Origin of the sequence: Delftia sp. HK171 (assembly GCF_001886655.1) — a bacterium.
GTDB lineage: Bacteria > Pseudomonadota > Gammaproteobacteria > Burkholderiales > Burkholderiaceae_C > Comamonas > Comamonas acidovorans.
Map to the genome: position 1 here is coordinate 6,038,529 of NZ_CP018101.1, position 22,376 is coordinate 6,060,904.

Genomic DNA, 22,376 nt, shown 5'->3' on the forward strand with positions numbered 1-22,376 from the left:
TGACACCGACGGGCCGCCTCCCGGCCTGCTGCTCTCCAGCCTTTCGCCGACGATGAACCACCCCCTGACCCCTGCCGACTACCTGACCAAGATCCTTACCGCGCGCGTCTATGACGTGGCCGTGGAGTCGGACCTGGAGCCCGCCAAGGCGCTGAGCCGCCGCCTGCACAACAAGGTGCTGCTCAAGCGCGAGGACCAGCAGCCGGTGTTCAGCTTCAAACTGCGCGGCGCCTATAACAAGATGGCGCACCTGTCGGCCGAGCAGCTGGAAAAGGGCGTGATCTGCGCCTCGGCCGGCAACCATGCGCAAGGCGTGGCCCTGGGCGCACGCAAGCTCGGCTGCCGCGCCGTGATCGTGATGCCAACTACCACGCCCCAGGTCAAGATCGATGCTGTGCAGGCGCTGGGCGGCGAGGTGGAACTGGCCGGCGAAAGCTATTCCGACGCCTACAAGCACGCCGTCAAGCTGCAAAAGGAAAAGGGCCTGACCTTTGTGCACCCCTTCGACGATCCCTACGTGATCGCCGGCCAGGGCACGATTGCCATGGAAATGCTGAGCCAGCTGCAAAAGCTGGGCAGCCCGCGTCTGGACGCGGTCTTTGTCGCCATCGGCGGCGGTGGCCTGATCTCGGGCGTGGCCAACTACATCAAGGCCGTGCGCCCCGACGTGAAGGTGATCGGCGTGCACACCAAGGATTCGGACGCCATGCTGCAGTCCGTGCGTGCCGGCCACCGCGTGGAGCTGGCCGACGTGGGCCTGTTCGCCGACGGCACGGCCGTCAAGCTGGTGGGCGAGGAGACCTTCCGCATCGCCCAGGGCCTGGTGGACGACTACGTGGTGGTCGATACCGATGCCGTCTGCGCCGCGATCAAGGACATCTTCGTGGACACGCGCTCCATCGTCGAGCCGTCCGGCGCCCTGGCCGTGGCGGCCATCAAGCAGTACGTTGCCAAGCACAAGACCAAGGGCGAGACCTATGCCGCCATTTTGTGCGGCGCCAACATGAACTTCGACCGGCTGCGTTTCGTGGCCGAGCGGGCCGAGGTGGGCGAGGAGCGCGAGGCCCTGTTCGCCGTGACCATCCCTGAGGAGCGCGGCAGCTTCAAGCGCTTTTGCGAAGCGGTGGGCAAGCTGCCCGGCGGCCCGCGCAACGTGACCGAATTCAACTACCGCATCAGCCACGAGAACAAGGCCCACGTCTTCGTGGGCCTGACCACGGCGGCACGCGGCGAGTCCGAGAAGATCGCCAGGAACTTTGAGAAGCAGGGCTTCGAGGCGCTGGACCTGACCTTCGACGACATGGCCAAGGAGCATCTGCGCCACATGGTCGGTGGCCATTCGCCGCTGGCGCAGGAAGAGCGCCTGCTGCGCTTCGTCTTCCCGAGCGCCCCGGCGCATTGTTCAAGTTCCTCAGCCTGATGGCGCCGACCTGGAACATCTCGCTGTTCCACTACCGCAACCAGGGCGCCGACTACGGCCGCATCCTGGTCGGCATGCAGGTGCCCGCCAAGGATGGCAAGAAATTCGACGCCTTCCTGAGCAATCTTGGCTACCCCTGGGTCGAGGAAACCGCCAACCCGGCCTACCAGCTTTTCCTCAAGTGACGGACCTGGCGGGCCGGCACTGACACGCCCATGCAGCCGCTTCGCCACTTTGTCCTGGCCGTCCAGTTCTTCAGCCGCATCCCGGTCACGGGGCGGCTGGCCGCCTGGGCTGGCTGGAGCCCCCAGCTGCAGCACGCCAGCGTTGCCCATCTGCCCGGCGTCGGCTGGCTGGTGGGCGCATGGGGCGCAGCGTGCCTGATGGCAACGGGCTGGCTGCTGGCGCCCAGCCCCTGGATGCCGCTGGTTGCCGCCGTTCTTTCCACCGTGGCCACGCTGTGGCTGACCGGGGGACTGCACGAAGACGGATTGGCCGATGTGGCCGACGGCCTGGGCGGCTTTGTCCCGCCCGAGCGCGCGCTGGAAATCATGAAGGATTCGCGCCTGGGCGCCTACGGCGCCATGGCCCTGGTGATGGCGCTGCTGGCCAAGCTATCCCTGGTCGCGCTGCTGGTCGACATCCACGTGCAATGGGCGGCCTTGCTGCTGTGCAGCATCCATGTGCTGTCGCGCATGGCGCCGCTGGCCCTCATGCAATGCCTTCCCTATGTGGGCCAGGCCGCCCACTCCAAGGCCTTGCACGCCGCGGGTCGGCCATTGGCTGCCAGGGGCCTGGTCGCGGCAATCCTCTGGTGCCTGCCCGCCCTGGCGCTGACAGGCTGGCTGGGCGGCCTGCCGCTCGTCATCGGCCTGGTACTGCCCGGCGCCCTGGCCACGGCCGCCATGGTGCGCTGGCTGCGCCGCCGGCTGGGCGGCATGACGGGGGATTGCCTGGGCGCTGCCCAGCAGGTCTGTGAACTGGCCATGCTGCTGGGAGCTGCCGCTGTGCTGGTGCGCGTGCCATGAACTCCGTCTGCGCCAACCCGGCACCACGCCTTTGGCTGGTACGCCACGCTCGCCCCCTGGTGGCGCCCGGCATCTGCTATGGCCGGCTTGACATGCAAGCCGACGCCCAGGCCACTGCCGATGCGGCGCAGGCCCTGCACCTCGCCCTGCCTGCGGATTGCCTGCTGGCGCATTCGCCCCTGCGCCGATGCCGTCAATTGGCCCGGGCCCTGCAGGCACTGCGGCCCGGCCTGGCATCGGCGGCGGACAGCCGCCTGCTGGAGATGGATTTCGGCGAGTGGGAAGGCCAGCCCTGGGATGCGCTGGACCGCAGCGCCATCGATGCCTGGGCGGCAGACCTTGCCGGGCACGCGCCGGGCCGGGGAGAGTCCCTGGCGACCATGCTGCGCAGGGTGGATGAGGCCTTGCAGCAGGCGAGCAGGGGTTCGGTGGGCGATGGCGCCGCACGCGACACCGTCTGGATCACCCATGCCGGCGTGGCGCGCTGCGTGCAATGGCTGATGCGCGAAGGCAGCGCCCTGCCCCAGGCGGCCCAATGGACGCTGCCCGCGCCTGACTTTGGCGGCTGGCTGGTGCTGGACCTGCCGTTGCCGCGCTGACCGGGATCAGCGCTTGTCGGGCAGGGGAATCTGCAGCGTGATGGAAGCCGGGCCATCGACCCTGGGGCCCAGGCGCGCCTCGCGGCCCGACACCGACTGCAGCACCACGCCGTCTTCCACGGCGCGCCCCACGCGGAAGGGCTTGGCCGGCTGGTTGCCCACGGCGATGACCGCCGCGCCGCCGCCGCTGTCGCGCCCGGCCAGCACACCGACCAGCGCATAGCGCGAGACCACAGGCGCTGCAGCGGGGGCGACGGCGCCCTGCGCGGCCGCCACGCCTCCCAGCGCCTGCGCCAGCGCGGGCGCATCGACCTGCAAGGGCTCGGCGGGCGCGGGTGGCACGGGCGCTCCCGCGCCGCCGTTGCCCAGGCGCATGGCCCAGAAAGCCACGACGCCGGCAGCCAGCAGCCAGAGCACGAATGTGGCCGCCTTGACATGCCAGGTCCGGGCCTGGCCGCGGTTCAATGAAAGTGTCACCATCGCGCGATTATGATGGAGCGATATGTCCAATTTGCTGCACCGTTCCATGACCAGCCTTCCCCGCCGTCCGTTGCCTGCCCTGCGCACTGCCGTCCAGCGCGGCTTCACGCTGATCGAGCTGATGGTGGTCCTGGTCATCATCGGCGTGCTGGCGGCCCTGATCGTTCCCAATGTGCTGGACCGCGCCGACGATGCCCGCGTCACGGCTGCACGCACCGACATCACCAACATCTCCCAGGCGCTCAAGCTCTATCGCCTGGACAACCAGCGCTACCCCACGGCCGAGCAAGGCCTGCAGGCCCTGATCGTCCGCCCCACGAGCGGACCGCTGCCCAACAACTGGAAGCCCTACCTGGAAAAGCTGCCCAACGATCCATGGGGCCGCCCCTACCAGTACCTGAATCCTGGCATCAAGGGCCCCATCGACATCATGTCCTTTGGCGCCGACGGCCAGGCCGGCGGAGAGGGCAAGGATGCCGACATCGGCAGCTGGCAATAAGTCGATGGCCCGGGCGACGGCCCGCAGGGGCCGCGCCGCACCGCACCACAGGCCCGCACTCCCAGCGGGCCTGCCTGCTCTCATGCCCCGCCAGACCGCTCCCTCCTCCCTGTCCGCCCCTTCGCGCGGCTTCACCCTGCTGGAGCTGATGGTCGTCATCAGCATCATGGCGATTGCCGCCGCAGGCGTGAGCCTGTCGCTGCGCGACAGCGGACAGGCTCAGCTGGAGCGCGAGGCCGAACGCCTGGCCGCGCTGCTGGAGTCGGCCCGAGCCCAGGCCCGTGCAAACGGCGTGCCCGTGCGCTGGCGGCCCATGCCGCAGGGCTTTCGCTTCGAGGGACTGCCGGCCAGCGCGCAATTGCCTTCCCAGTGGCTGCAGCCCGGTGTGCAGGCGCAGCCGGCCACGCCGCTGGTGCTGGGCCCCGAGCCACTGATTCCGCCCCAGTCCGTCACGCTGACGCTGCGCGACTCCACCAGCCCGCCGCTGCGTGTGGCCACGGATGGACTGCGGCCCTTTGCCGTGCAGTCCCTGCCATGACAGCCCTCCACGGACCGCGCCGAAAGCACGGCGCCCCCAGGCGCCAGGCACGCGGCTTCACGCTGATCGAGGTGCTGGTGGCCCTGGGCATCGTGGGCATTGCGCTCATGGCCGGTCTGCAGGCCACATCGGCCCTGACACTCAATGCCGAGCGCCAGTCCGAGGTGCTGCTGGCCCAGCTGTGCGCGCAAAACGAGCTGGTACGCATGCGCCTGTCGCGCCAGATGCCGCCTGTGGGCGACAACAGCCTGACCTGCGAGCAGGGCGGCCGGCAACTGCAGGTCCGGCTCAGCGTGCGGCCCACGCCCAATCCCAGCTTCCGCCGTGTCGATGCCCTGGTGGTCACGGCAGAGCATCCCGTGCTGCGCGTATCCACCATCGTGGGACGCTTCTGAATGCGCTTGCGCCACCCTTCCCGCACGCACGGCTTCACCCTGGTGGAGCTGATGGTGGCCATCGCCGTCATGGCCCTTCTGGCCCTGGTGAGCTGGCGCGGGCTGGACAGCATGGTGCGCTCGCAGGAGACCATTCGGGCCCGCAACGAGCAGCAGATGGTGCTGCAGACCGTCATCGCCCAATGGAATGCCGACCTCGAAGCGCTGATGCCGCTTGAAAACACGCAGGTCATCGACTGGGACGGCCAGGTGCTGCGCATGACCCGCAAGAGCAGCGCCGCCGTGGACGACGGCGCCGTGGTCGTCGCTTGGGCGCGCCGCCAGACGGCCGGGCGCGATCAGTGGCTGCGCTGGCAGTCGCCGCCGCTGCGCACGCGCGCACAGTGGCGCGATGCCTGGAACCAGGGATCGCAATGGGGGCGCAACCCCTCGGACGACCAGCGCCGGCGCGAAACCGTGCTGATGCCCCTGGACCAATGGCGCCTGTACTACTACCGCGACAACGCCTGGAGCAATCCGCAGTCCAGCGGCTCGGACAACGGCACGGGCACGGTCAACCCGCCGTCCGGCGGCACCAACAGCAGCGCGCAGCTGCCCACGATTCCCGACGGCATCCGCGTCGAACTGACCCTGCCGCCCGACAGCGCCATTCCTGGCCGCGTCACCATGGACTGGGTCAACCCCTTGCGCTCCAACAGCCGATCATGATGCGCACACCCCGCCCCCTGCCCGGCCGCCGCCGCCGCCACCGTGGCGTGGCCTTGCTGGCCGCCATGCTCACGGTGACCCTGGTGGCCACGTTCGCCGCCACCGCGCTGTGGCAGCAGTGGCGCAGCGTGGAGGTCGAGACCGCCGAGCGCAACCGCATGCAGGCCGCCTGGATTCTGCTGGGTGCGCTGGACTGGTCGCGCGTGGTGCTGGCCGAGGATGCGCGCACCAGCCTGCAGGTGGACCATCTGGCCGAACCCTGGGCCGTGCCGCTGCAGGAGGCGCGCCTGTCCACGTTTCTGGCGGCGCAGAACAACGTCAGCCAGGTCGATGACGGCATGGCCGACATGCAGGACGCCTTTCTCTCGGGCCAGATCATCGACCTGCAGTCGCGCCTGAACCTGCGCAACCTGCTGAGTGCCCCCGACAAGCCCGAAACCCTGCGCCCGCTGTCCCGCCTGCTGGAGCGCCTGAACCTGCCCCCTGCCTATGCCACGCAGATCGTCCAGGCCCTGCGCGCAGCCGCCACCCCTGGCGAGGGCGCGCAATTGCTGATGCCGCGCACGCTGCGCCAGTTCGGCTGGCTGGGCCTGCCGCCCGAGGTCGTCGCGCGCCTGGAGCCCTACATCACCCTGCTGCCCGAGAACACGCCCGTCAACCTCAACACCGCCAGCGCCGAAGTCATCTGGGCCAGCGTGGAGGACCTGACCTGGTCCCAGGCCAGCCAGCTGGTGCAGTTGCGCGCATCGCGCCCGCTGCGCAGCCTGGCCGATGCCTCCAACGCGCTGGGCCTGCCGCAGAAATTCGAAGGACAGAACCTGTCGGTGGCCACCAGCTTCTTCGAGGCGCGTGGCCGCATGCGCCTGGGCGAGATCGTGGCCAGCGAACGCTCCATGTTGCGTCGCAACAACATGACAGTCACTACCATCTGGCGTGAGAGGGGGGACTGGGGATTGCCCGAAGCTCCCGCGCCATGACAGATGGCTGTCACACTCGCCCCCTACAATGCCCGCTTCCGCCCATGAGCACCTTGATTCTTCATCTGCCTGCGGGCCCCGCTGGCGAATACGCCTACGCACTCAGCAGTGACGGCCTGCGCGCCGACCGGCATGGCCACGCCGCCGCAGGCCTGCTGCCCGATCCTGGCCGCACCGGCCAGACGGTTGCCGTGGTGCCGCACCAGGCCTTGTCCTGGCATCTGGTCAGCCTCCCCCATGGCGTGCCTACGGGAAGCCGGCGCGGACATGTGCGCCTGCGCGCCGTGCTCGACGGGCTGCTGGAAGAGCGCCTGCTCGACGAGCCCTCCCAATTGCACCTGGCCCTGCAGCCGCAGGCACGCGCAGGCGAGCCCTGCTGGGTTGCCGCCTGCAACAAGGCCTGGCTCCATGCCCACCTGCAGGCCCTGGAATCCGCAGGGCGGCCCGTGGGCCGCATCGTGCCGGAATGTCCGCCCCAGGCCACGCCCCAGCTCTGGGCCGTGGGCTCACCCGAATCGGCCTGGCTGCTGGCCACCGGCCTGAGCACCGCACCGCAGGGCATGGACTCGCTGGCCTGCCTGCCGCTGCGCACCGACAGTGCCGACCCGGCCATGCTGGCCGCGCTGCTTCAGGCCCTGCCCCCCGACACCCCGATCCAGGCCGACCCGGCGCTGGCCCGCGCCGCCGAGGCCCTGCAGCGCCCCGTCAGCCTGCTGACGGACGCCCAGCGCGGCCTGGCGGCCCGCGCACAAAGCTGGGATCTGGCACAGTTCGACTTGGATCTGGGCGGTGGCAGCCGCACACGGCGGCGCATGCTCGACGGCTGGCAAAGCTTTCTGCGCGCGCCGCAATGGAAGGCCGCGCGCTGGGGCGCCGTGCTCGCCCTGCTGGCCCAGGTAGTGGGCCTCAATGCCTGGGCCTGGACCGAGAACCGCGCCATCGCGGCCAAGCAGGTCCAGGTGCGTTCCACGCTGGCCACCAGCTTTCCCCGCGTGCCCGTCATCGTCGACGCGCCCGTTCAAATGCAGCGCGAAGTCGCCACGCTGCGCCAGACCGCCGGCGCGCTGACGCAGGGCGACCTGGAGCCCCTGCTGGCCGCCGCATCCCGGGCCCTGCCCGCTGGACAGTTGCCCCAGGCCATGGACTACCAGGACCGGCAGCTGCGCCTCAAGGGCGTCTCGCTGGAGGCCGAGGCACTGGAGCAGGCACAACAACATCTGGCCGGCAGCGGCCTGCGACTGCAGCGTGACGGCGCCGACCTGCTGCTTGCCCAGGAGGCCCGGCCATGAACATGCGCGCATCCCGCCAAAGCCTGGCACCCCTGCGCGCGCGCTGGAATGCCCTGGCGCCGCGTGAACAGAACATGACCCTGCTGGCCGGTGGCGTGGTGGCACTGGCCCTGCTGTGGTGGGTGGCACTGGCCCCCGCCCTGCACAGCCTGCGCACCGCGCCCGAACGCCATGCCCAGGCCGACCGCCAGTTGCGCCAGATGCAGCTGCTGCAGGCCGAGGCCGAGCAGCTGCGCGGCAACGCACGCCCCGTGGTCGGCGATGCCAAGGCGCTGCTGCAAAGCTCGCTGTCCGCCGAACTGGGCGCCTCCGCCCAATTGAACTGGATGGGCGACCGCGCACAGATCACGCTCAAGGCCGCGCCCGCCGCCGCGCTGGCGCGCTGGCTGGCCCAGGTCCGCAGCAACACCCACGCCGTTCCGGCCGAGATGAAGCTGGCCCGCAGTGCATCTGCAAGCACTGCCGCCGCCTCCGGCGCAGCAGGCGCAGGCGCTGCCGATGCCGTGCGCTGGGATGGCAGCCTGGTGCTGGACCTGCCCGTCGATCCGTCGCGGGCGCCTTGAGCATGCAACGCAAGCCCCGCTCCCAGCCGGCCCTGCGCGCACCGCGCGGCTGGGCGCTGGCCGGTGCCCTGTGCGGCCTGGTGGCCACCACCGTCGTCTGGGCGCCCGCCGCCTGGCTGGCGCGCGGCGTGGATTCGGCCACGCAGGGCCAGGTACTGCTGCAGCAGCCGCGCGGCACGCTGTGGAATGGCTCGGCCTCCCTGGTCTTCACCGGAGGCGCCGGCAGCCGCGACCGCACGGCCCTGCCCACACGGCTGGAATGGACGCTGCGCCCGCGCCTGGACGGCGCCCGCATACAACTGCGCAGCGAATGCTGCACACCCACTCCCGTGGTGCTGGACCTGCTGCCCCGCTGGCAGGGCCTGAGCGCCGTGGTGCATGACAGCGACACGCGCTGGCCTGCCTCCCTGCTGTCCGGTCTGGGCACGCCATGGAACACGGTGGACCTGCAAGGCCAGCTGCGGCTGGCCACGCAGGCCCTGCAACTGCAGCTGCTGTGGCAATCGGGCCGCTGGCGCAGCGAAGGCAGCACGCGCCTGGAGGCGCTGGCCGTATCCTCACGCCTGTCACCGCTGCGCCCGCTGGGCAGCTACCGGCTGGACATCCTCGGGGGCGACAGTCCGCAGCTGCAGCTCAGTACCCTGACCGGCGACCTGCGCCTGAGCGGCCAGGGCCAATGGGTGGGCCAGCGGCTGCATTTCCAGGGCGAGGCCTCGGCCAGCCCGGAGCGCGAAACCGCGCTGTCCAACCTGCTCAACATTCTGGGACGGCGCCAGGGGCCCCGGTCCATCATTTCCTTTGGTTGATCCATGACTCAGCAGCACACGACCCCGTTCTGGCGCAACACCCTGCACACGCTGGCCGTCAGCGCCATGCTGGCCTGCACCGCTGGCACGACCCAGGCTCAGACCAACGCACCGGCCGGCGCCACGCCCAGCCTGCGCCCCGGCGAACCTGTGACACTGAATTTCTCGGGCGCCGACATCGAGGCCGTCTCGCGCGCCATCGGCGCCATCACCAATCGCAACGTGGTGGTCGACCCCCGCGTCAAGGGCCAGATCACGCTGCTGACCGACAGGCCCGTGCCGCCTGCCACCGCCTACCAGCAGTTCCTGGCCGCGCTGCGCCTGCAGGGCTTCACCATTGTCGAATCGGCCGGCCTGTACAAGGTCATCCCCGAAGCCGACGCCAAGCTGCAGGCCAGCGAAGTGGCCGTGGGCGCGAGCCGCAGCAGCGCGGGCAGCCAGATCGTCACCCAGATCTTCAAGCTCAACTACGAGAACGCGGCCAACCTGGTTCCCGTGCTGCGCCCGCTGATCAGCCCCAACAACACCATCAACGTCAACCCGGGCAACAACTCGCTGGTCATCACCGACTACGCCGACAACCTGCAGCGCATCTCGCGCATCGTGGCGACCATGGATGTGTCCAACGCCACCGATGTCGAAATCATCCCCCTGCGCCATGCCGTGGCCACCGACATGGTGGCCCTGGTCTCGCGCCTGATCGAAGGCGGCACGGCCAGCCCCGGCGGCCTCACCGTGACCGCCGGCGGCGCCAATATTCCGGGCCAGAGCGACAACGCCTTCAAGACCTCGCTGATGGCCGAGCCGCGCAGCAACTCCATCGTGCTGCGCGCGGCCAACCCCGCACGCCTGGCTCAGGTGCGCTCGCTGATCGCGCGGCTGGACCAGCCCGCCATGAACGGCGGCGGCGACCAGGGCAACATCCATGTGGTCTATCTGAAGAACGCCGACGCCGTGGCGCTGGCAGCCACCTTGCGCGCGGCCATAGGCGCCCAGGCCACGGCCGCGGGCACGGCCAGCGGCCAGCCCGGTGCGGGCGGCACCACGTCGCAGGGCGGCGGCATGTCCTCCATTCCCACCTCGCAGCCCGTGGTCTCGCGCGACTCCAGCGGCACGGCATCCATGGGCATGGGCTCGTCCTCGGGCCTGGGCAGCAGCGGTGGCGGCGGCGCCCTGGGCGTGGCCCAGCAACCCTCCACGGGCGGCATGATCCAGGCCGATCCTTCGACCAACTCGCTGATCATCACGGCCCCGCCGCCCGTCTATCGCCAACTGCGCGCCGTGATCGACAAGCTCGACGGCCGCCGCGCCCAGGTTCTGATCGAAAGCCTGATCGTCGAAATCAAGGACAACCGGCTGGCCCAGTTCGGCATCCAGTGGCAGGCCATGCTCAGCAACAACGGCCGCGTGATCGGCACCCTGGGCACGAACTCCAATGTGGCGGGCGCCAACATCCTGAACCTGCTCGGCCTGGTCAAGGATGGAGGCCTCGACGGCAGTGCCATCACGGGCGACACGCTGACCAGCCTGAGGGGCACCAACCTCGGCTTCACGCAGCGCGTCAACGGCAAGGACACTCTGGGCTTTCTGGCCAACTTCCTGCAAAACAGCGGTGACGCCAACATCCTGTCCACGCCCAACCTGATGACGCTGGACAACGAGGAGGCGCGCATCATCGTGGGCCAGAACGTGCCCATGGTCACGGGCTCCTACGCCAGCAACTCCACGGGCGGCACGGTCAACCCGTTCACCACGGTGGAGCGCAAGGACGTGGGCCTGATGCTGCGCGTGCGCCCGCAGATCAACGAGAACGGCACGGTGAAGCTGGCCGTGTTCCAGGAGGTCTCCTCGGTGGACGAGTCCACGCGCAAGGACACCAACGGCCTGACCACCAACAAGCGCTCCATCGAGTCCAACGTGCTGGTCGAGGACGGCAACATCGTCGTGCTCGGCGGCCTGATCGACGACAACTACTCCCAGGCCGAGGACCGGGTGCCTCTGCTGGGCGACATCCCCGTGGTCGGCAACCTGTTCCGCAACACCAACCGCAAGCGCAACAAGACCAACCTGATGGTCTTCCTGCGCCCCGTGGTGATGCGCGATGCGACTGCGACCAATCAGGTCTCTTCCGAGCGCTACGAAGCCATCCGCGCGCAGCAACAGAGCCTGCAGCCCGAGCCCAGCGCCCTGCTGCGCTCGGTCAATGCCGCGCCCGTGCTGCCCACGCTGACGCCGCAGCCGGACCCCGGCTCGTTCACCAACCCGGCCGCCATCGTCAACGTGCCGGGCGCAAAGCCCGAGCTGATCGACTTCACCCAGCCGCAGCCCGCCGCTCCCGCCGTGCCGGCAGCCCCCGGCGCGCTCTGAAGCAGGAAGGCCCCATGCGCTATCCCCTGCCCTATTCGTTTGCGCGCACCAGCCAGCTGCTGATCGAGGACGACGGCCACGAGCCCCTGCTCTGGCACGGCCCCTCGCCCGACTGGCAGGCCCTGTCCGAAGTCCAGCGCAAGCATGCGGTGCAGCGCTGGCAGATGCTGGATGCGGGCACGCTGGCGCACCGCATCAGCGCCGCCTATTCGCAGGGCGAATCCAGCGCGGCCCTGGTGGTCAGCGAGGTGGAGTCCGACGCCGACCTTTCGCGCATGATGCAGGAGCTGCCCGCCGTCGAGGACTTGCTGGAGACTGCGGACGACGCGCCCATCATCCGCATGCTCAACGCCCTGCTCACGCAGGCCGCGCGCGACGGCGCCAGCGACATCCACATCGAGCCCTACGAGCGCCACTCCAGCGTGCGCTTTCGCGTGGACGGCGACCTGCGGGAGGTCGTGCAGCCCAACCGGGCCCTGCACGCGGCGCTGATCTCGCGCCTGAAGATCATGGCCGACCTGGACATCGCCGAAAAGCGGCTGCCCCAGGACGGCCGCATCAGCCTGCGCCTGGGCACGCGCGCCATCGACGTGCGCGTCTCCACCCTGCCCAGCGCCCATGGCGAGCGCGCCGTGCTGCGCCTGCTGGACAAGAGCGAGAGCAAGCTCAGCCTGGAGGCCGTGGGCATGCAGGGCGAGACGCTGAGGCGGTTCACCCACATGACGGCCCAGCCCCACGGCATCGTGCTGGTCACCGGCCCCACGGGCTCGGGCAAGACCACCACGCTGTACGCGGCGCTGTCGCGCATGGACGCCAGCCGCAGCAACATCATGACGGTGGAGGACCCCATCGAGTACGAGTTGGCCGGAGTGGGGCAGACCCAGGTCAACGCCAAGATCGACCTGACCTTCGCCAAGGCCCTGCGCGCCATCCTGCGCCAGGACCCGGACGTGATCATGATCGGTGAAATCCGCGACTTCGAGACCGCGCAGATCGCCATCCAGGCCTCGCTGACGGGTCACCTGGTGCTGGCCACGCTGCACACCAACGACGCCTCCAGCGCCGTCACGCGCCTGATCGACATGGGCGTGGAGCCGTTCCTGCTGTCGTCCTCCCTGCTGGGCGTGCTGGCCCAGCGCCTGGTGCGCAAGATCGACACCACCGAGCCCAGCGGCTACCGGGGGCGCACCGGCATCTTCGAGATGCTGGTGGTGGACGACACCATCCGCGCGCAGATCCATCGCCAGGCCAGCGAGGCCGAGATCCGCGACACCGCGCTGGCCTCGGGCATGCGCCTGATGCGCGACGATGGCGAGCGCCTGGTGCGCGAGGGCATCACCACGCCCGAGGAAGTGCTGCGCGTCACGCGCGACTAGGCGCAGGCGGCCACGCCAGACCCTGCGCAGCACGGGGCATCCCCGTTTGCCACAATGGTCGGCATGTTGGAATCCCTACGCGCCTGGAGCGCTCCCTATGGCGGCGACCTGTTCCTGTGGGTCGCCACGCTGAGCCTGATCAGCTACATCGCCCTGTGGTGGTTCAAGTCCCGACTGTCCACCAACCAGCTGCGCCGCGTCATCCGCCTGTCGGCGCTGGTGGCGCTGCCGCTGTCCTGGCTGGCCATCCAGCAGGGCGAGAATCATCTGGCGGCTGCCATCCTCCCCCTGGTCTGGTGCGTGGTGCTGGGCATCACCTGCGCGCGGGAAATGTCCAGAAGAAACTGAGTGCGCGAACGCGCACTAGGAATGCCCTGGCGCGGCAAGGCCCGCGCCGCCCCCACCCACCGTGAACTGGAAGTTGGAACCTGCCATGACATCATTCAATGAAGTCCGTCTGTCCATGCTCGACCTCGTGGCCGTGCGCGAAGGCGGCACCGTCGCCGAGGCCCTGGACATTGCGCTGGCCACTGCCCGCAAGGCCGAGGAACTGGGATTCGAGCGCTACTGGCTCGCCGAGCACCACAACATGCCCGGCATCGCCAGCTCGGCCACGGCCGTGCTGATCGGCCATATCGCAGGCGGCACCTCGAAGATCCGCGTGGGCTCGGGCGGCATCATGCTGCCCAACCATGCGCCCCTGGTGGTCGCCGAAGCCTTCGGCACGCTGGCCGAGCTGTACCCGGGCCGCATCGACCTGGGCCTGGGCCGTGCGCCAGGCACCGATGGCGCCACCATGCGCGCCCTGCGCCGCGACCGCGTCGAGACCGAGGAGGATTTCCCGCGCGACGTGATGGAGCTGCAGCGCCTGCTGGGCCCGGCCACGCCCGAGCAAAAGCTGGTGGCCACGCCTGGCGCGGGCACCAACGTGCCGATCTGGCTGCTGGGCTCCAGCCTGTTCTCGGCCCAGCTGGCCGCCCACCTGGGCCTGCCCTACGCCTTTGCCTCGCACTTCGCGCCGCGCATGCTCTACCAGGCCGTGCAGCTGTACCGCAGCCTGTTCAAGCCGTCGGCCCAACTGGCCAAGCCCTACGTGATCGTCGGCGCACCCGTGATCGCCGCGCCCACCGATGACGAGGCCGAGTACCTGGCCAGCAGTACCTACCAGCGCGTGCTGGGCATCATCACGGGCCGGCGCGGACTGCTGCCGCGCCCCATCGAGAACTATGCGGCCCAGCTCGGCGAGCAGGAGCGCCGCGCCATCGGCGACTTCCTGGCCGTGGCCTCCATCGGCGGCCCGGACAAGGTGCGCACGCGCCTGCAAAAGCTGCAGGCCGACACCGAGGCCGACGAGCTGATCCTGGTCAGCGACGTGTATGACCGCGACCTGCGCTTGCGCTCGCTGGAGATCACGGCCGGCGTCATGGGCCGCTGAAGGCATGAGCCGCTCCGCCCGGCTGCTGCAGCTGATCGACCTGCTGCGCCGCGCGCGCCTGCCCCAGGCCGGGCCGGTGCTGGCCCGGCAGCTGGACGTGAGCCTGCGCACCCTCTACCGCGACATTGCCACCCTGCGCGAGCAGGGTGCCGCGATTGCGGGCGACCCGGGCGTGGGCTACGAGATGCGGCCCGGCTTTCTGCTGCCGCCGCTGATGTTCACGCCCGATGAGCTGGAAGCCCTGCTGCTGGGCGCGCGCTGGGCCAGCCGCCAGGCCGACCCCGAGCTCGCCCAGGCCGCCACCGCCGCGCTGGACCGCATACGCAGCGCGCTGCCGCTGGAGCTGCGCATCGAGGTGGACACCAGCGGCCTGCTGGTGCCGCCCATCTGCCACGAGTCCGTGACCGAGCCCTGGCAGACCGCGCTTCGCCTGGCGATACGGCGCCAGCACCGGGTGCTGCTGCACTACACGGATGAGAAGGGCCAGCCGACCGAGCGCCAGATCTGGCCTTTTGCCATGGCCTTCTTCGACCAGCGGCGCATTCTTGCGGCCTGGTGCGAACTGCGCCAGGACTTCCGCCATTTCCGTGCCGACCGCGTGCGCTCAGTCACCGATCTGCAGGAACGCTATCCCGACCACCGCAGCGGCCTGATCGAACGCTGGTCGCGGCAACTGGGCTACACGGTCCGCTGACACCACTGCTGACAAAAACTGTCAGCATGGCCTCCTACAGTCGCTCCCATGGCCTTCTCGCCATGCATTCAAACCACTGGGAGCCTTCATGAACGACTCGATCAAGCCGCTGCGCTTTTACTTCCACCCCCGCTCGCGCGCCGTCATCGCGCGCTGGATGCTGGAGGAATGCGGCGCCCGCTATGAGCCCGTGCGGCTGGAATACGGCAGCACCATGAAGGCTGCCGACTACCTAGCTGTCAACCCCATGGGCAAGGTCCCCGCCCTGGTGCACGGCGAGACCGTGATCACCGAACAGGCCGCCATCCTTGCCTATCTGGCCGACATCTTCCCCGAACGAAGGCTCGCACCGGCCGTGGACAGCCCGCTGCGCGGCGTCTACCAACGCTGGATGTTCTTCCTGGCCGGCCCCGTCGACGCCTTGATGACTGCCAAGAGCCAGGGCCACCTGGAGCAGCAGACGGCCGACCAGGCCATGTCCGCCGGCTATGGCCGCTATGACGACGTGGTGCAGACGCTGCGCCAGGCCGTGGCCGGCAGGCGCTACCTGTGCGGCGACCAGTTCACCGCGGCCGACGTGCTCATGGCCAGCTACCTGCGCTGGGGCACGATGATGAAGCTGCTGCCCGCGCTGCCCGAATTCAGCGACTACGGCCAGCCGCTGATGGAACGCCCGGCCTCGCTGCGCTCCATCCAGCTCAACGAAGCGGACCTCGCGGCCCAGCCGGCATAAGGACCAGGCAGGGGCTGCCGCCGACCGCGGCGGCGGCCTCGCCATCCAGCCGTCACCGGCAGCGGCTACCATCGGGGGTTGGATCGCCGCCTGGCGTTTCCTGAACGCCATCCCTTTCCCAGCCCTTCCCGACTCCCGCCGCGCATGCCTGCCTTTTCCTTCGAAGCCCTGGATGCACAAGGTCAGACCCGCAAGGGCACGATCGAAGCCGACAACGCGCGCGCCGCGCGCAGCCAGCTGCGGGCCCAGGCCCTGGTGCCCATGGCCGTGGAGATCGTGGCCTCGGGTTCCGCGTCCGGCCCGCAGGGCGGCGCCTCGCGCTGGCTGACCCGTCCCGTCCTTGGCTCCACAGGGCTCACCGTTTGGACGCGCCAGATGGCGGGGCTGGTCGGATCAGGCCTGCCCATAGAGCGCGCCCTGGCCGCGCTGTCCGAAGAAGCCGACGACCCGCGCCAGCACCACCTCGTGGCCGCGCTGCGCGCCGAGGTCAACGCAGGCTCCACCTTTGCCCGCGCCCTGGCCCAGCATCCACGCGAGTTTTCCGACATCTACTGCGCCGTGATCGGCGCCGGCGAGGCCAGCGGCAGCCTGGGCCCGGTGCTGGAGCGGCTGGCCGACGATCTGGAATCGCGCCAGGCCCTGCAGTCCAAGCTCATCGGCGCAGCCCTGTACCCGGCCATCGTGACCCTGGTGGCCATCGTCATCGTGCTGTTCCTGGTCAGCTACGTGGTGCCCCAGGTGGCCAGCGTGTTCGCCGGCACCAAGCGCGCCCTGCCCTGGCTCACCGTGGCCATGCTTGCGCTCAGCGACTTCGTGCGCAGCTATGGCTGGGCCGCGCTGATCGCCCTGGTGCTGGGCGCCGTGGGATTCCGGCTGTCCATGAAGAACCCCGTGCTGCGCGAGCGCTTCGACGCCTGGTGGCTGCGCCTGCCGCTGATCGGCCGGCTGGCGCGCAACTACAACGCGGCACGCTTTGCCGGCACGCTGGCCATGCTGGCGGGCGCAGGCGTGCCCATTCTCAAGGCCTTGCAGGCCGCAGCCGAAACGCTGGGCAACCGCGCGCTGCGTGCCGATGCCATGGACGCGCTGGCCCTGGTGCGCGAAGGCGCGCCGCTGGCCTCGGCCCTGGCGCAGAAAAAGCGCTTCCCGGGCCTGATCTCCATGTTTGCCCGCCTGGGCGAGCAGACCGGCCAGCTGCCCGTGATGCTGCAGCGCGCGGCCAACCAGCTGTCCACCGAGGTGCAGCGCCGCGCCATGCACCTGGCCACCATCTTGGAGCCGCTGCTGATCGTGGCCATGGGCATGGTCGTGGCCCTGATCGTGCTGGCCGTGCTCATGCCCATCATCCAGCTCAACCAGTTTGTCAAATAGCGAAAAGCGCCAAGCCATGCCCGTGACCCTGCAAGACAAGCTGGTCGTCGCCATCTCCTCGCGGGCGCTGTTCGACTTCGAGGAGGAGAACCGGCTGTTCGACGCCGGTGACGAGCAGGCCTACATGCGCCGCCAGCTGGACCTGGTGCACCAGCCCGCACGCCCGGGCATCGCCTTCCCGCTGGTGCGCAAGCTGCTGGCCTTCAATACGCCCGAGGTGCAGCGCGTGGAGGTGATGATGCTGTCGCGCAACGACCCGGCCAGCGGCATGCGGGTCTTTGCCTCGGCCAAGGCGGCCGACATGCACATAGAGCGCGGCGTGTTCACGCGCGGGCGCGATCCGTTTTCCTACCTGCGGCCGCTGGGCGCGCACCTGTTTCTCTCGGCCAACGAGGTCGATGTGCGCAGGGCGCTGTCCATCGGCTTTCCTGCCGCGCGCGTGATGGTCGATTCCACGCCCGCAGGCGACCGCTATCCGCAGGAGGTGCGCATTGCCTTCGACGGCGATGCCGTGCTGTTCTCCGACGAGGCCGAACGCGTCTACCAGCAAGGCGGCCTGCCGGCCTTTCTGCGCCACGAGGTCTCCCATGCCGCCACGCCGCTGGCGGAAGGGCCGTTCAAGCCGCTGCTGGTGGCGCTGCACCGGCTGCAGCAGCAGGCGGACTCGTCCCAGACCATGCGCATTCGCACGGCCCTGGTGACGGCGCGCAGCGCACCGGCGCACGAGCGCGCCATCCGCACGCTGCTGGAATGGGGCATTGCGGTGGACGAGGCCATGTTCCTCGGTGGCCTGGAAAAGGGCCCGTTCCTGCGCGAGTTCGAGCCGGACTTCTTCTTCGACGACCAGACCGGCCATGTCAACTCGGCCGCGCGCCACGTGCCGGCAGGCCATGTGAGCAGCGGCATCTCCAATCCGGACGCCGATCCGCCGAAGTAAACAATTGCAAAGGGCGGGCCGGCCGTGCTTGCAAATGCCGGTTCCGTGCCCAAATAAAGCCCATGCATTTTCCCCTCATGAACCGCTCTGCCCTGCTGCGCCGGCCACCGCTGCTGCAGGCCGCCGTCGTCGTGCTGCTGACCAGCGCCTTCATGCTGCCCGCCGCGCGCGCGCAGGCGGCAGAAAACGCAGCCACCGAGCAGGCAACGGCCAGCCCGGCGCCGCTGACCAAGGGGGAGATCAAGGCCCAGCGCGAATTCAAGATGCTGGACTTCAACAAGGACGGCAAGCTCAGCCGTGCTGAAGTGGCGCTGTTCCCGCGCCTGTCGGCGGCCTTCGACGAGGCCGACACCGACAAGGACGGCTACGTCTCCTATGCGGAAGTGCAGGCCTTTGCCGTCAAGTACCGCGCCGAACGCGACAAGGCAAAGGCCAAGGCGCAGGCCGAAGAGGCAAAGGCCGCCGAGCGTGCGGCAGCCGAGCATGCCGCAGCCGCACCCGCTGCCAGGGACAAGAAGGAAGGCGAAGGCTCAAAGGACTGAGACTTCTTGCCCGGCCCCTGACACTCAAAGACCGCCGGTACGCTTGACCTTGGGTTCCGAATAGGTCAACGGTTCGTCGCGCACCTGCATCTTGTTGCGAGCCACATCGTCGGCCTTGCTGACCTCCTGGGCCTGCTCCACCGCCATGGCGCTGGCACGCCACATGGACTGGATGAACTCGATGAGCTGCTTGGAGATCGGCTCCTTGGGCGGCTCCTCAACCTCTTCCTTTTGCTTGATCTCCTCGGCCAGCGTCCAGTCGCGGTTTTCCTGGTCCACCACGGACGGCTTTTCAGGATCGCGCACCACCCGGCCTTCGCCGATGCGGTCCGTGGATTCGACGGCGTTGGTGGCGTTCACAGGACGCACGGGCACCGCGCCCGACGCACCGGTGGAGTACAGATCGGCGCTTTGCGGGCGCCACGGTATGGGTGATCGGTCAACAGGTGGAATTGGCATGGCTCGACCCTCTTGCTGGATGTGTGCTGTGGGCGGGAATTTCCCGCCGTCGCCTCATCATCGACAGAAGCTGAAAGAACTGAAGCGCTTTTTTTGAAAGACGCTTCGGCCTGCCTCAAACCAAGGGTAAACCCCTTATTCACCCCGACCAGGCGCTAGAGGAAGCGCTCCAGCAGCTTGCGCGAGGTGCGGTCCAGCGCCGTGCTGTCGGGCACGCTGAACTGCACGCCGTCCTGGCTGGTGATCATCAGATGCGTGCGGCCCGACAGGCGCCGGATGTCCTCCTCGGCCTTGAGCACGAGCTGCACGGGGCCCCGGTCGGTCTCCAGGTCCCAGGTGCTGGGCGTGGAATAGCTGGACACCTTGTGGATGCGCTGGATGACGGGCACGAACTCGCGCACGGCCAGGTCTTCCTCGATCAGCGTGCGGGCCTGCGCCGTCAGGTGGGCCATGTGGTCCACCCACAGCGCCTCCTTGCCATCGACGGAGACCAGGGACAGGCCTTCCAGCGGTGCGGCAATGGGAAAGGCGCGCACGGGCACCACGGATTCGTGGCGCGTGCCGTCGGCCAGGATCAGCACCAGGCGGCCATGGGCGTTGCGCTCCATGCGCACACCGCTCAGATCGGCGCCGGCAGCGGAATGTTGGGCGTTGGACATGGCTTATTCCTCGATGGTGGTTGCGGCCAGGGTCAGGCCTGCGGCCTGGGCATCCTCTTCGGCGCGCCGCGCCTGGGCCTGGTACAGGCGCCAGTAGGCGCCCTGCTTTTCCATCAGCTCGTCGTGCGGACCCACTTCCACGATCTCGCCCCGGTCCATGACCACGAGGCGGTCGGCCTTGCGCAGCGTGGACAGGCGGTGGGCAATGGCAATCGTCGTGCGGCCCTGCACCAGGTTGTCCAGCGCCTTCTGGATTTCCTTCTCGGTCTCGGTGTCCACGGCCGAGGTGGCCTCGTCCAGGATCAGGATGCGCGGGTCGATCAGCAGTGCGCGCGCAATGGAGATGCGCTGGCGCTCGCCGCCCGACAGGCCCTGGCCGCGCTCGCCCACCAGGGAGTCGTAGCCGTGCGGCAGGCGCAGGATGAATTCATGGGCGTGGGCAGCGCGGGCCGCCGCCACGATTTCCTCGCGCGTGGCATCGGGCTTGCCGTAGGCGATGTTCTCGGCAATGGTGCCGAAGAACAGGAAGGGCTCCTGCAGCACCAGACCGATGTTGCTGCGGAAGTCCGAGACCTTGAGCCTGCGGATGTCCACGCCGTCGAGCTGGATGGAGCCCTCGCTCACGTCATAGAAACGGCTGATCAGGTTGACCAGGGTGCTCTTGCCCGAGCCGCTGTGGCCGACCAGGCCGATCATTTCACCCGGGCGAATCTGCAGATCCAGGTTCTTGATCACGGCGCGGCTGCCGTAGCGGAAGCTCAGGTTGTCCAGCGTGATGGCGCCCTGCACGCGCGGCAGCTTGACCGGGTTGACCGGGTCGGGCACGTTGCTCACGTGGTCGAGGATGTCGAAGATGCGCTTGGCGCCGGCCGCCGCCTTCTGCGTGACCGAGACGATGCGGCTCATCGAGTCCAGGCGGCTATAGAAGCGGCCGATGTAGGCGATGAAGGCCGTCAGGATACCGACCGTGATCTGGCCGCCAGCCACCAGCCAGATGCCGAAGCCCCAGACCACCAGCAGGCCGATCTCGGTCAGCAGCGTCACCGTGGGCGTGAACAGCGACCAGGTCTTGTTGACCTTGTCGTTGGCCTGCAGGTTGACCAGGTTGGCCTGGGCGAAGCGGTCGGCCTCGCGCTTTTCCTGGGCGAAGGCCTTGACCACGCGGATGCCGGGGATGGTGTCGGCCAGCACATTGGTCACTTCGGACCAGACGCGGTCGATCTTCTCGAAACCCGTGCGCAGGCGGTCGCGCACCAGGTGGATCATCCAGGCGATGAAGGGCAGCGGCACCAGGGTGACCAGGGCCAGCCACGGATTGATGGAGAACAGGATGACCGAGGTCATCACGATCATCAGCACGTCGGTGGCGAAATCCAGCGCATTCAAGGATAGAAACAAATTGATGCGATCTGTTTCCGCCCCGATGCGCGCCATCAGGTCGCCCGTGCGCTTGCTGCCGTAGTAGTCCAGCGACAGCGTCAACAGGTGGTTGTAGGTGGTGGTGCGCAAGTCCGAGCCAATGCGCTCGGAGACCTTGGCCAGCACGAAGGTGCGCGCCCAGCCCAGGCCCCAGGCCACCAGCGCCGCCGCCAGCAGCCCGCTCAGGTAGAAGACAACGAGACTGCTGTCGATCTGCTGCCCGTTCTGGAACGGGATCAGGATCTTGTCCACGATGGGAATCGTCAGGTAGGGCGCCACCAGGGTGGCGCCCGTGGAGGCCAGCGTCAGCAGAAAGCCCAGCAGCAGCTGGTGCCGGTAGGGATGGGCAAAGCGCCACAGGCGCAGCAGCACCCAGGTGGAGGTCTGCGGACCCTGCTGGCGCGCGCAGGCCGGGCATTCGTCGGCCTCGGGCGGCAGCTCGGCCTGGCAGGCCGGGCAGCGGGGCACGTCGTCCTCGGGCTCGGCAAAGTCCTCGCCGCGTGCCAGGCGCTCGCGCTCGTGGTCGAACTGCTGCAGCAGGCGCAGCACGGCCGCCTGGTGGCGCAGCGTGAAGCGCCACAGCGCCAGCCGCGCCGCAGGGCCGTGCAGTTCGAGGTTGCCCACGCCGCCGTGGTCCAGCGTGCGCAGATTCTGATCAATTGATAGTGCCCACTCACTCCACTGCTGATCTGCAGGATCACAGGCGAGGAGCCGCTGGTTGGTCAGCACAACCCAGCCTTCGCCGAAGCGCATATCGAGGGTCAGGTCAACCGGGACGAGGGCCAGCACGTTTTCATTGGAAGCGAGCCTGGCTCGCAGCCCAGCCCCGCGGGGGCTGGCAAGGAAGGCCGAAACGTCCACAGAATGGTGTTCTTGCATGTTGAGTTGTTTTTCCCGCCCCTGGCGGCTCCTGGTGTCATGCGGGCAACCGCAGCTCCCCGGTGGATATCCCGCGCTTTGCACGGCATACCCTGCTCAACGCGCCAACCCTGGTTTAGGCTGACAGCACTGCGCATGGGCTTTCTGAGCGCACAATCCTCTCCCATTCTCCGGCGATCCGCACCCGGGTCGTCGCTCACGCT

Annotated in this window: 23 protein-coding genes and 1 pseudogene; 20 read left to right on the plus strand and 4 right to left on the minus strand. The window is 68.9% G+C overall.

All coding sequences use genetic code 11. The features are described from left to right. Positions 1-52 precede the first annotated feature (52 nt). The 3 genes and pseudogenes from ilvA (at position 53) to BO996_RS27010 (ending at position 3,047) form a co-directional block, all read left to right on the plus strand. Positions 53-1,605, plus strand: a pseudogene (gene ilvA / locus BO996_RS27000) (threonine ammonia-lyase, biosynthetic). Between the two features lie 30 nt (positions 1,606-1,635). After that, the gene (locus BO996_RS27005; protein WP_071956831.1) at positions 1,636-2,448 is read left to right on the plus strand and encodes an adenosylcobinamide-GDP ribazoletransferase; all 813 of its coding nucleotides are present in this window, start codon (positions 1,636-1,638) and stop codon (positions 2,446-2,448) included. Then, entirely contained in the window at positions 2,445-3,047 is a 603-nt protein-coding gene (locus BO996_RS27010) for a histidine phosphatase family protein (RefSeq protein ID WP_071956832.1), read from the plus strand. Before BO996_RS27005 ends, BO996_RS27010 begins: the two co-directional genes overlap by 4 nt. A gap of 6 nt (positions 3,048-3,053) precedes the next feature. Here BO996_RS27010 and BO996_RS27015 read toward each other — a convergent pair whose 3' ends face one another. Continuing rightward, positions 3,054-3,527 (minus strand): type II secretion system protein N, encoded by a 474-nt coding sequence (locus BO996_RS27015; RefSeq protein ID WP_034397087.1) that lies wholly within the window; start codon positions 3,525-3,527, stop codon positions 3,054-3,056. Between the two features lie 22 nt (positions 3,528-3,549). Between BO996_RS27015 and gspG the strand changes: the two genes are divergently transcribed. The 17 genes from gspG (at position 3,550) to BO996_RS27100 (ending at position 18,757) form a co-directional block, all read left to right on the plus strand. Beyond that, positions 3,550-4,026 (plus strand): type II secretion system major pseudopilin GspG, encoded by a 477-nt coding sequence (gspG, locus tag BO996_RS27020; RefSeq protein ID WP_012207486.1) that lies wholly within the window; start codon positions 3,550-3,552, stop codon positions 4,024-4,026. An 82-nt stretch (positions 4,027-4,108) separates the two neighbouring features. Then, positions 4,109-4,564, plus strand: a complete 456-nt coding sequence (locus BO996_RS27025) for a GspH/FimT family pseudopilin (RefSeq protein ID WP_071956833.1) — start codon at positions 4,109-4,111, stop codon at positions 4,562-4,564. Further along, on the plus strand, positions 4,561-4,959 hold the full coding sequence (gene gspI / locus BO996_RS27030; RefSeq protein ID WP_034397089.1) for a type II secretion system minor pseudopilin GspI: 399 nt from the start codon (positions 4,561-4,563) through the stop codon (positions 4,957-4,959). Before BO996_RS27025 ends, gspI begins: the two co-directional genes overlap by 4 nt. Further along, on the plus strand, positions 4,960-5,667 hold the full coding sequence (locus BO996_RS27035) for a prepilin-type N-terminal cleavage/methylation domain-containing protein (RefSeq protein ID WP_013800656.1): 708 nt from the start codon (positions 4,960-4,962) through the stop codon (positions 5,665-5,667). It begins immediately after the preceding gene. Continuing rightward, on the plus strand, positions 5,664-6,644 hold the full coding sequence (gene gspK / locus BO996_RS27040; protein WP_071956834.1) for a type II secretion system minor pseudopilin GspK: 981 nt from the start codon (positions 5,664-5,666) through the stop codon (positions 6,642-6,644). The genes BO996_RS27035 and gspK overlap by 4 nt, the downstream gene beginning before the upstream one ends. A 44-nt stretch (positions 6,645-6,688) precedes the next feature. Continuing rightward, complete coding sequence (gene gspL, locus BO996_RS27045) at positions 6,689-7,933, plus strand: type II secretion system protein GspL (protein WP_013800654.1); 1,245 nt, start codon at positions 6,689-6,691, stop codon at positions 7,931-7,933. Beyond that, positions 7,930-8,496: a type II secretion system protein GspM gene (gspM, locus tag BO996_RS27050; protein ID WP_043822084.1), complete on the plus strand. Its 567-nt coding sequence runs from the start codon at positions 7,930-7,932 to the stop codon at positions 8,494-8,496. The genes gspL and gspM overlap by 4 nt, the downstream gene beginning before the upstream one ends. A gap of 2 nt (positions 8,497-8,498) precedes the next feature. After that, positions 8,499-9,302: a type II secretion system protein N gene (gene gspN / locus BO996_RS27055; RefSeq protein ID WP_065346788.1), complete on the plus strand. Its 804-nt coding sequence runs from the start codon at positions 8,499-8,501 to the stop codon at positions 9,300-9,302. A 3-nt stretch (positions 9,303-9,305) separates the two neighbouring features. Then, complete coding sequence (gene gspD, locus BO996_RS27060; protein WP_071956835.1) at positions 9,306-11,669, plus strand: type II secretion system secretin GspD; 2,364 nt, start codon at positions 9,306-9,308, stop codon at positions 11,667-11,669. Positions 11,670-11,683: 14 nt separating this feature from the next. After that, entirely contained in the window at positions 11,684-13,045 is a 1,362-nt protein-coding gene (locus BO996_RS27065; protein ID WP_034397094.1) for a GspE/PulE family protein, read from the plus strand. Positions 13,046-13,108: 63 nt separating this feature from the next. After that, positions 13,109-13,393 carry a hypothetical protein gene (locus BO996_RS27070; protein WP_225971007.1) on the plus strand — a complete coding sequence of 95 codons (285 nt, stop codon included), beginning with the start codon at positions 13,109-13,111 and terminating at the stop codon, positions 13,391-13,393. Between the two features lie 85 nt (positions 13,394-13,478). Further along, positions 13,479-14,480 (plus strand): LLM class flavin-dependent oxidoreductase, encoded by a 1,002-nt coding sequence (locus tag BO996_RS27075; protein ID WP_012207497.1) that lies wholly within the window; start codon positions 13,479-13,481, stop codon positions 14,478-14,480. A 4-nt stretch (positions 14,481-14,484) separates the two neighbouring features. Beyond that, on the plus strand, positions 14,485-15,174 hold the full coding sequence (locus tag BO996_RS27080) for a helix-turn-helix transcriptional regulator (RefSeq protein ID WP_013800648.1): 690 nt from the start codon (positions 14,485-14,487) through the stop codon (positions 15,172-15,174). Between the two features lie 88 nt (positions 15,175-15,262). Then, positions 15,263-15,907, plus strand: coding sequence for a glutathione S-transferase family protein (locus BO996_RS27085; protein WP_071956836.1), 645 nt, complete (start codon positions 15,263-15,265; stop codon positions 15,905-15,907). Between the two features lie 144 nt (positions 15,908-16,051). Further along, positions 16,052-17,278, plus strand: a complete 1,227-nt coding sequence (gene gspF / locus BO996_RS27090; protein WP_016448742.1) for a type II secretion system inner membrane protein GspF — start codon at positions 16,052-16,054, stop codon at positions 17,276-17,278. A 16-nt stretch (positions 17,279-17,294) separates the two neighbouring features. Continuing rightward, positions 17,295-18,215 carry a 5'-nucleotidase gene (locus BO996_RS27095; RefSeq protein ID WP_012207501.1) on the plus strand — a complete coding sequence of 307 codons (921 nt, stop codon included), beginning with the start codon at positions 17,295-17,297 and terminating at the stop codon, positions 18,213-18,215. A gap of 62 nt (positions 18,216-18,277) precedes the next feature. Then, entirely contained in the window at positions 18,278-18,757 is a 480-nt protein-coding gene (locus tag BO996_RS27100; RefSeq protein ID WP_013800644.1) for an EF-hand domain-containing protein, read from the plus strand. Positions 18,758-18,781: 24 nt separating this feature from the next. Here the strand turns inward: BO996_RS27100 and BO996_RS27105 are convergent, their stop codons facing one another. From BO996_RS27105 to BO996_RS27115, 3 genes are all read right to left on the minus strand, one after another. After that, positions 18,782-19,216 carry a hypothetical protein gene (locus tag BO996_RS27105; RefSeq protein WP_012207503.1) on the minus strand — a complete coding sequence of 145 codons (435 nt, stop codon included), beginning with the start codon at positions 19,214-19,216 and terminating at the stop codon, positions 18,782-18,784. 155 nt (positions 19,217-19,371) lie between these two features. Beyond that, positions 19,372-19,875 carry a cyanophycin metabolism-associated DUF1854 family protein gene (locus BO996_RS27110; RefSeq protein WP_071956837.1) on the minus strand — a complete coding sequence of 168 codons (504 nt, stop codon included), beginning with the start codon at positions 19,873-19,875 and terminating at the stop codon, positions 19,372-19,374. Between the two features lie 3 nt (positions 19,876-19,878). Further along, positions 19,879-22,173, minus strand: a complete 2,295-nt coding sequence (locus tag BO996_RS27115; RefSeq protein WP_063328359.1) for a cyanophycin metabolism-associated ABC transporter — start codon at positions 22,171-22,173, stop codon at positions 19,879-19,881. Between the last annotated feature and the right edge of the window lie 203 nt (positions 22,174-22,376).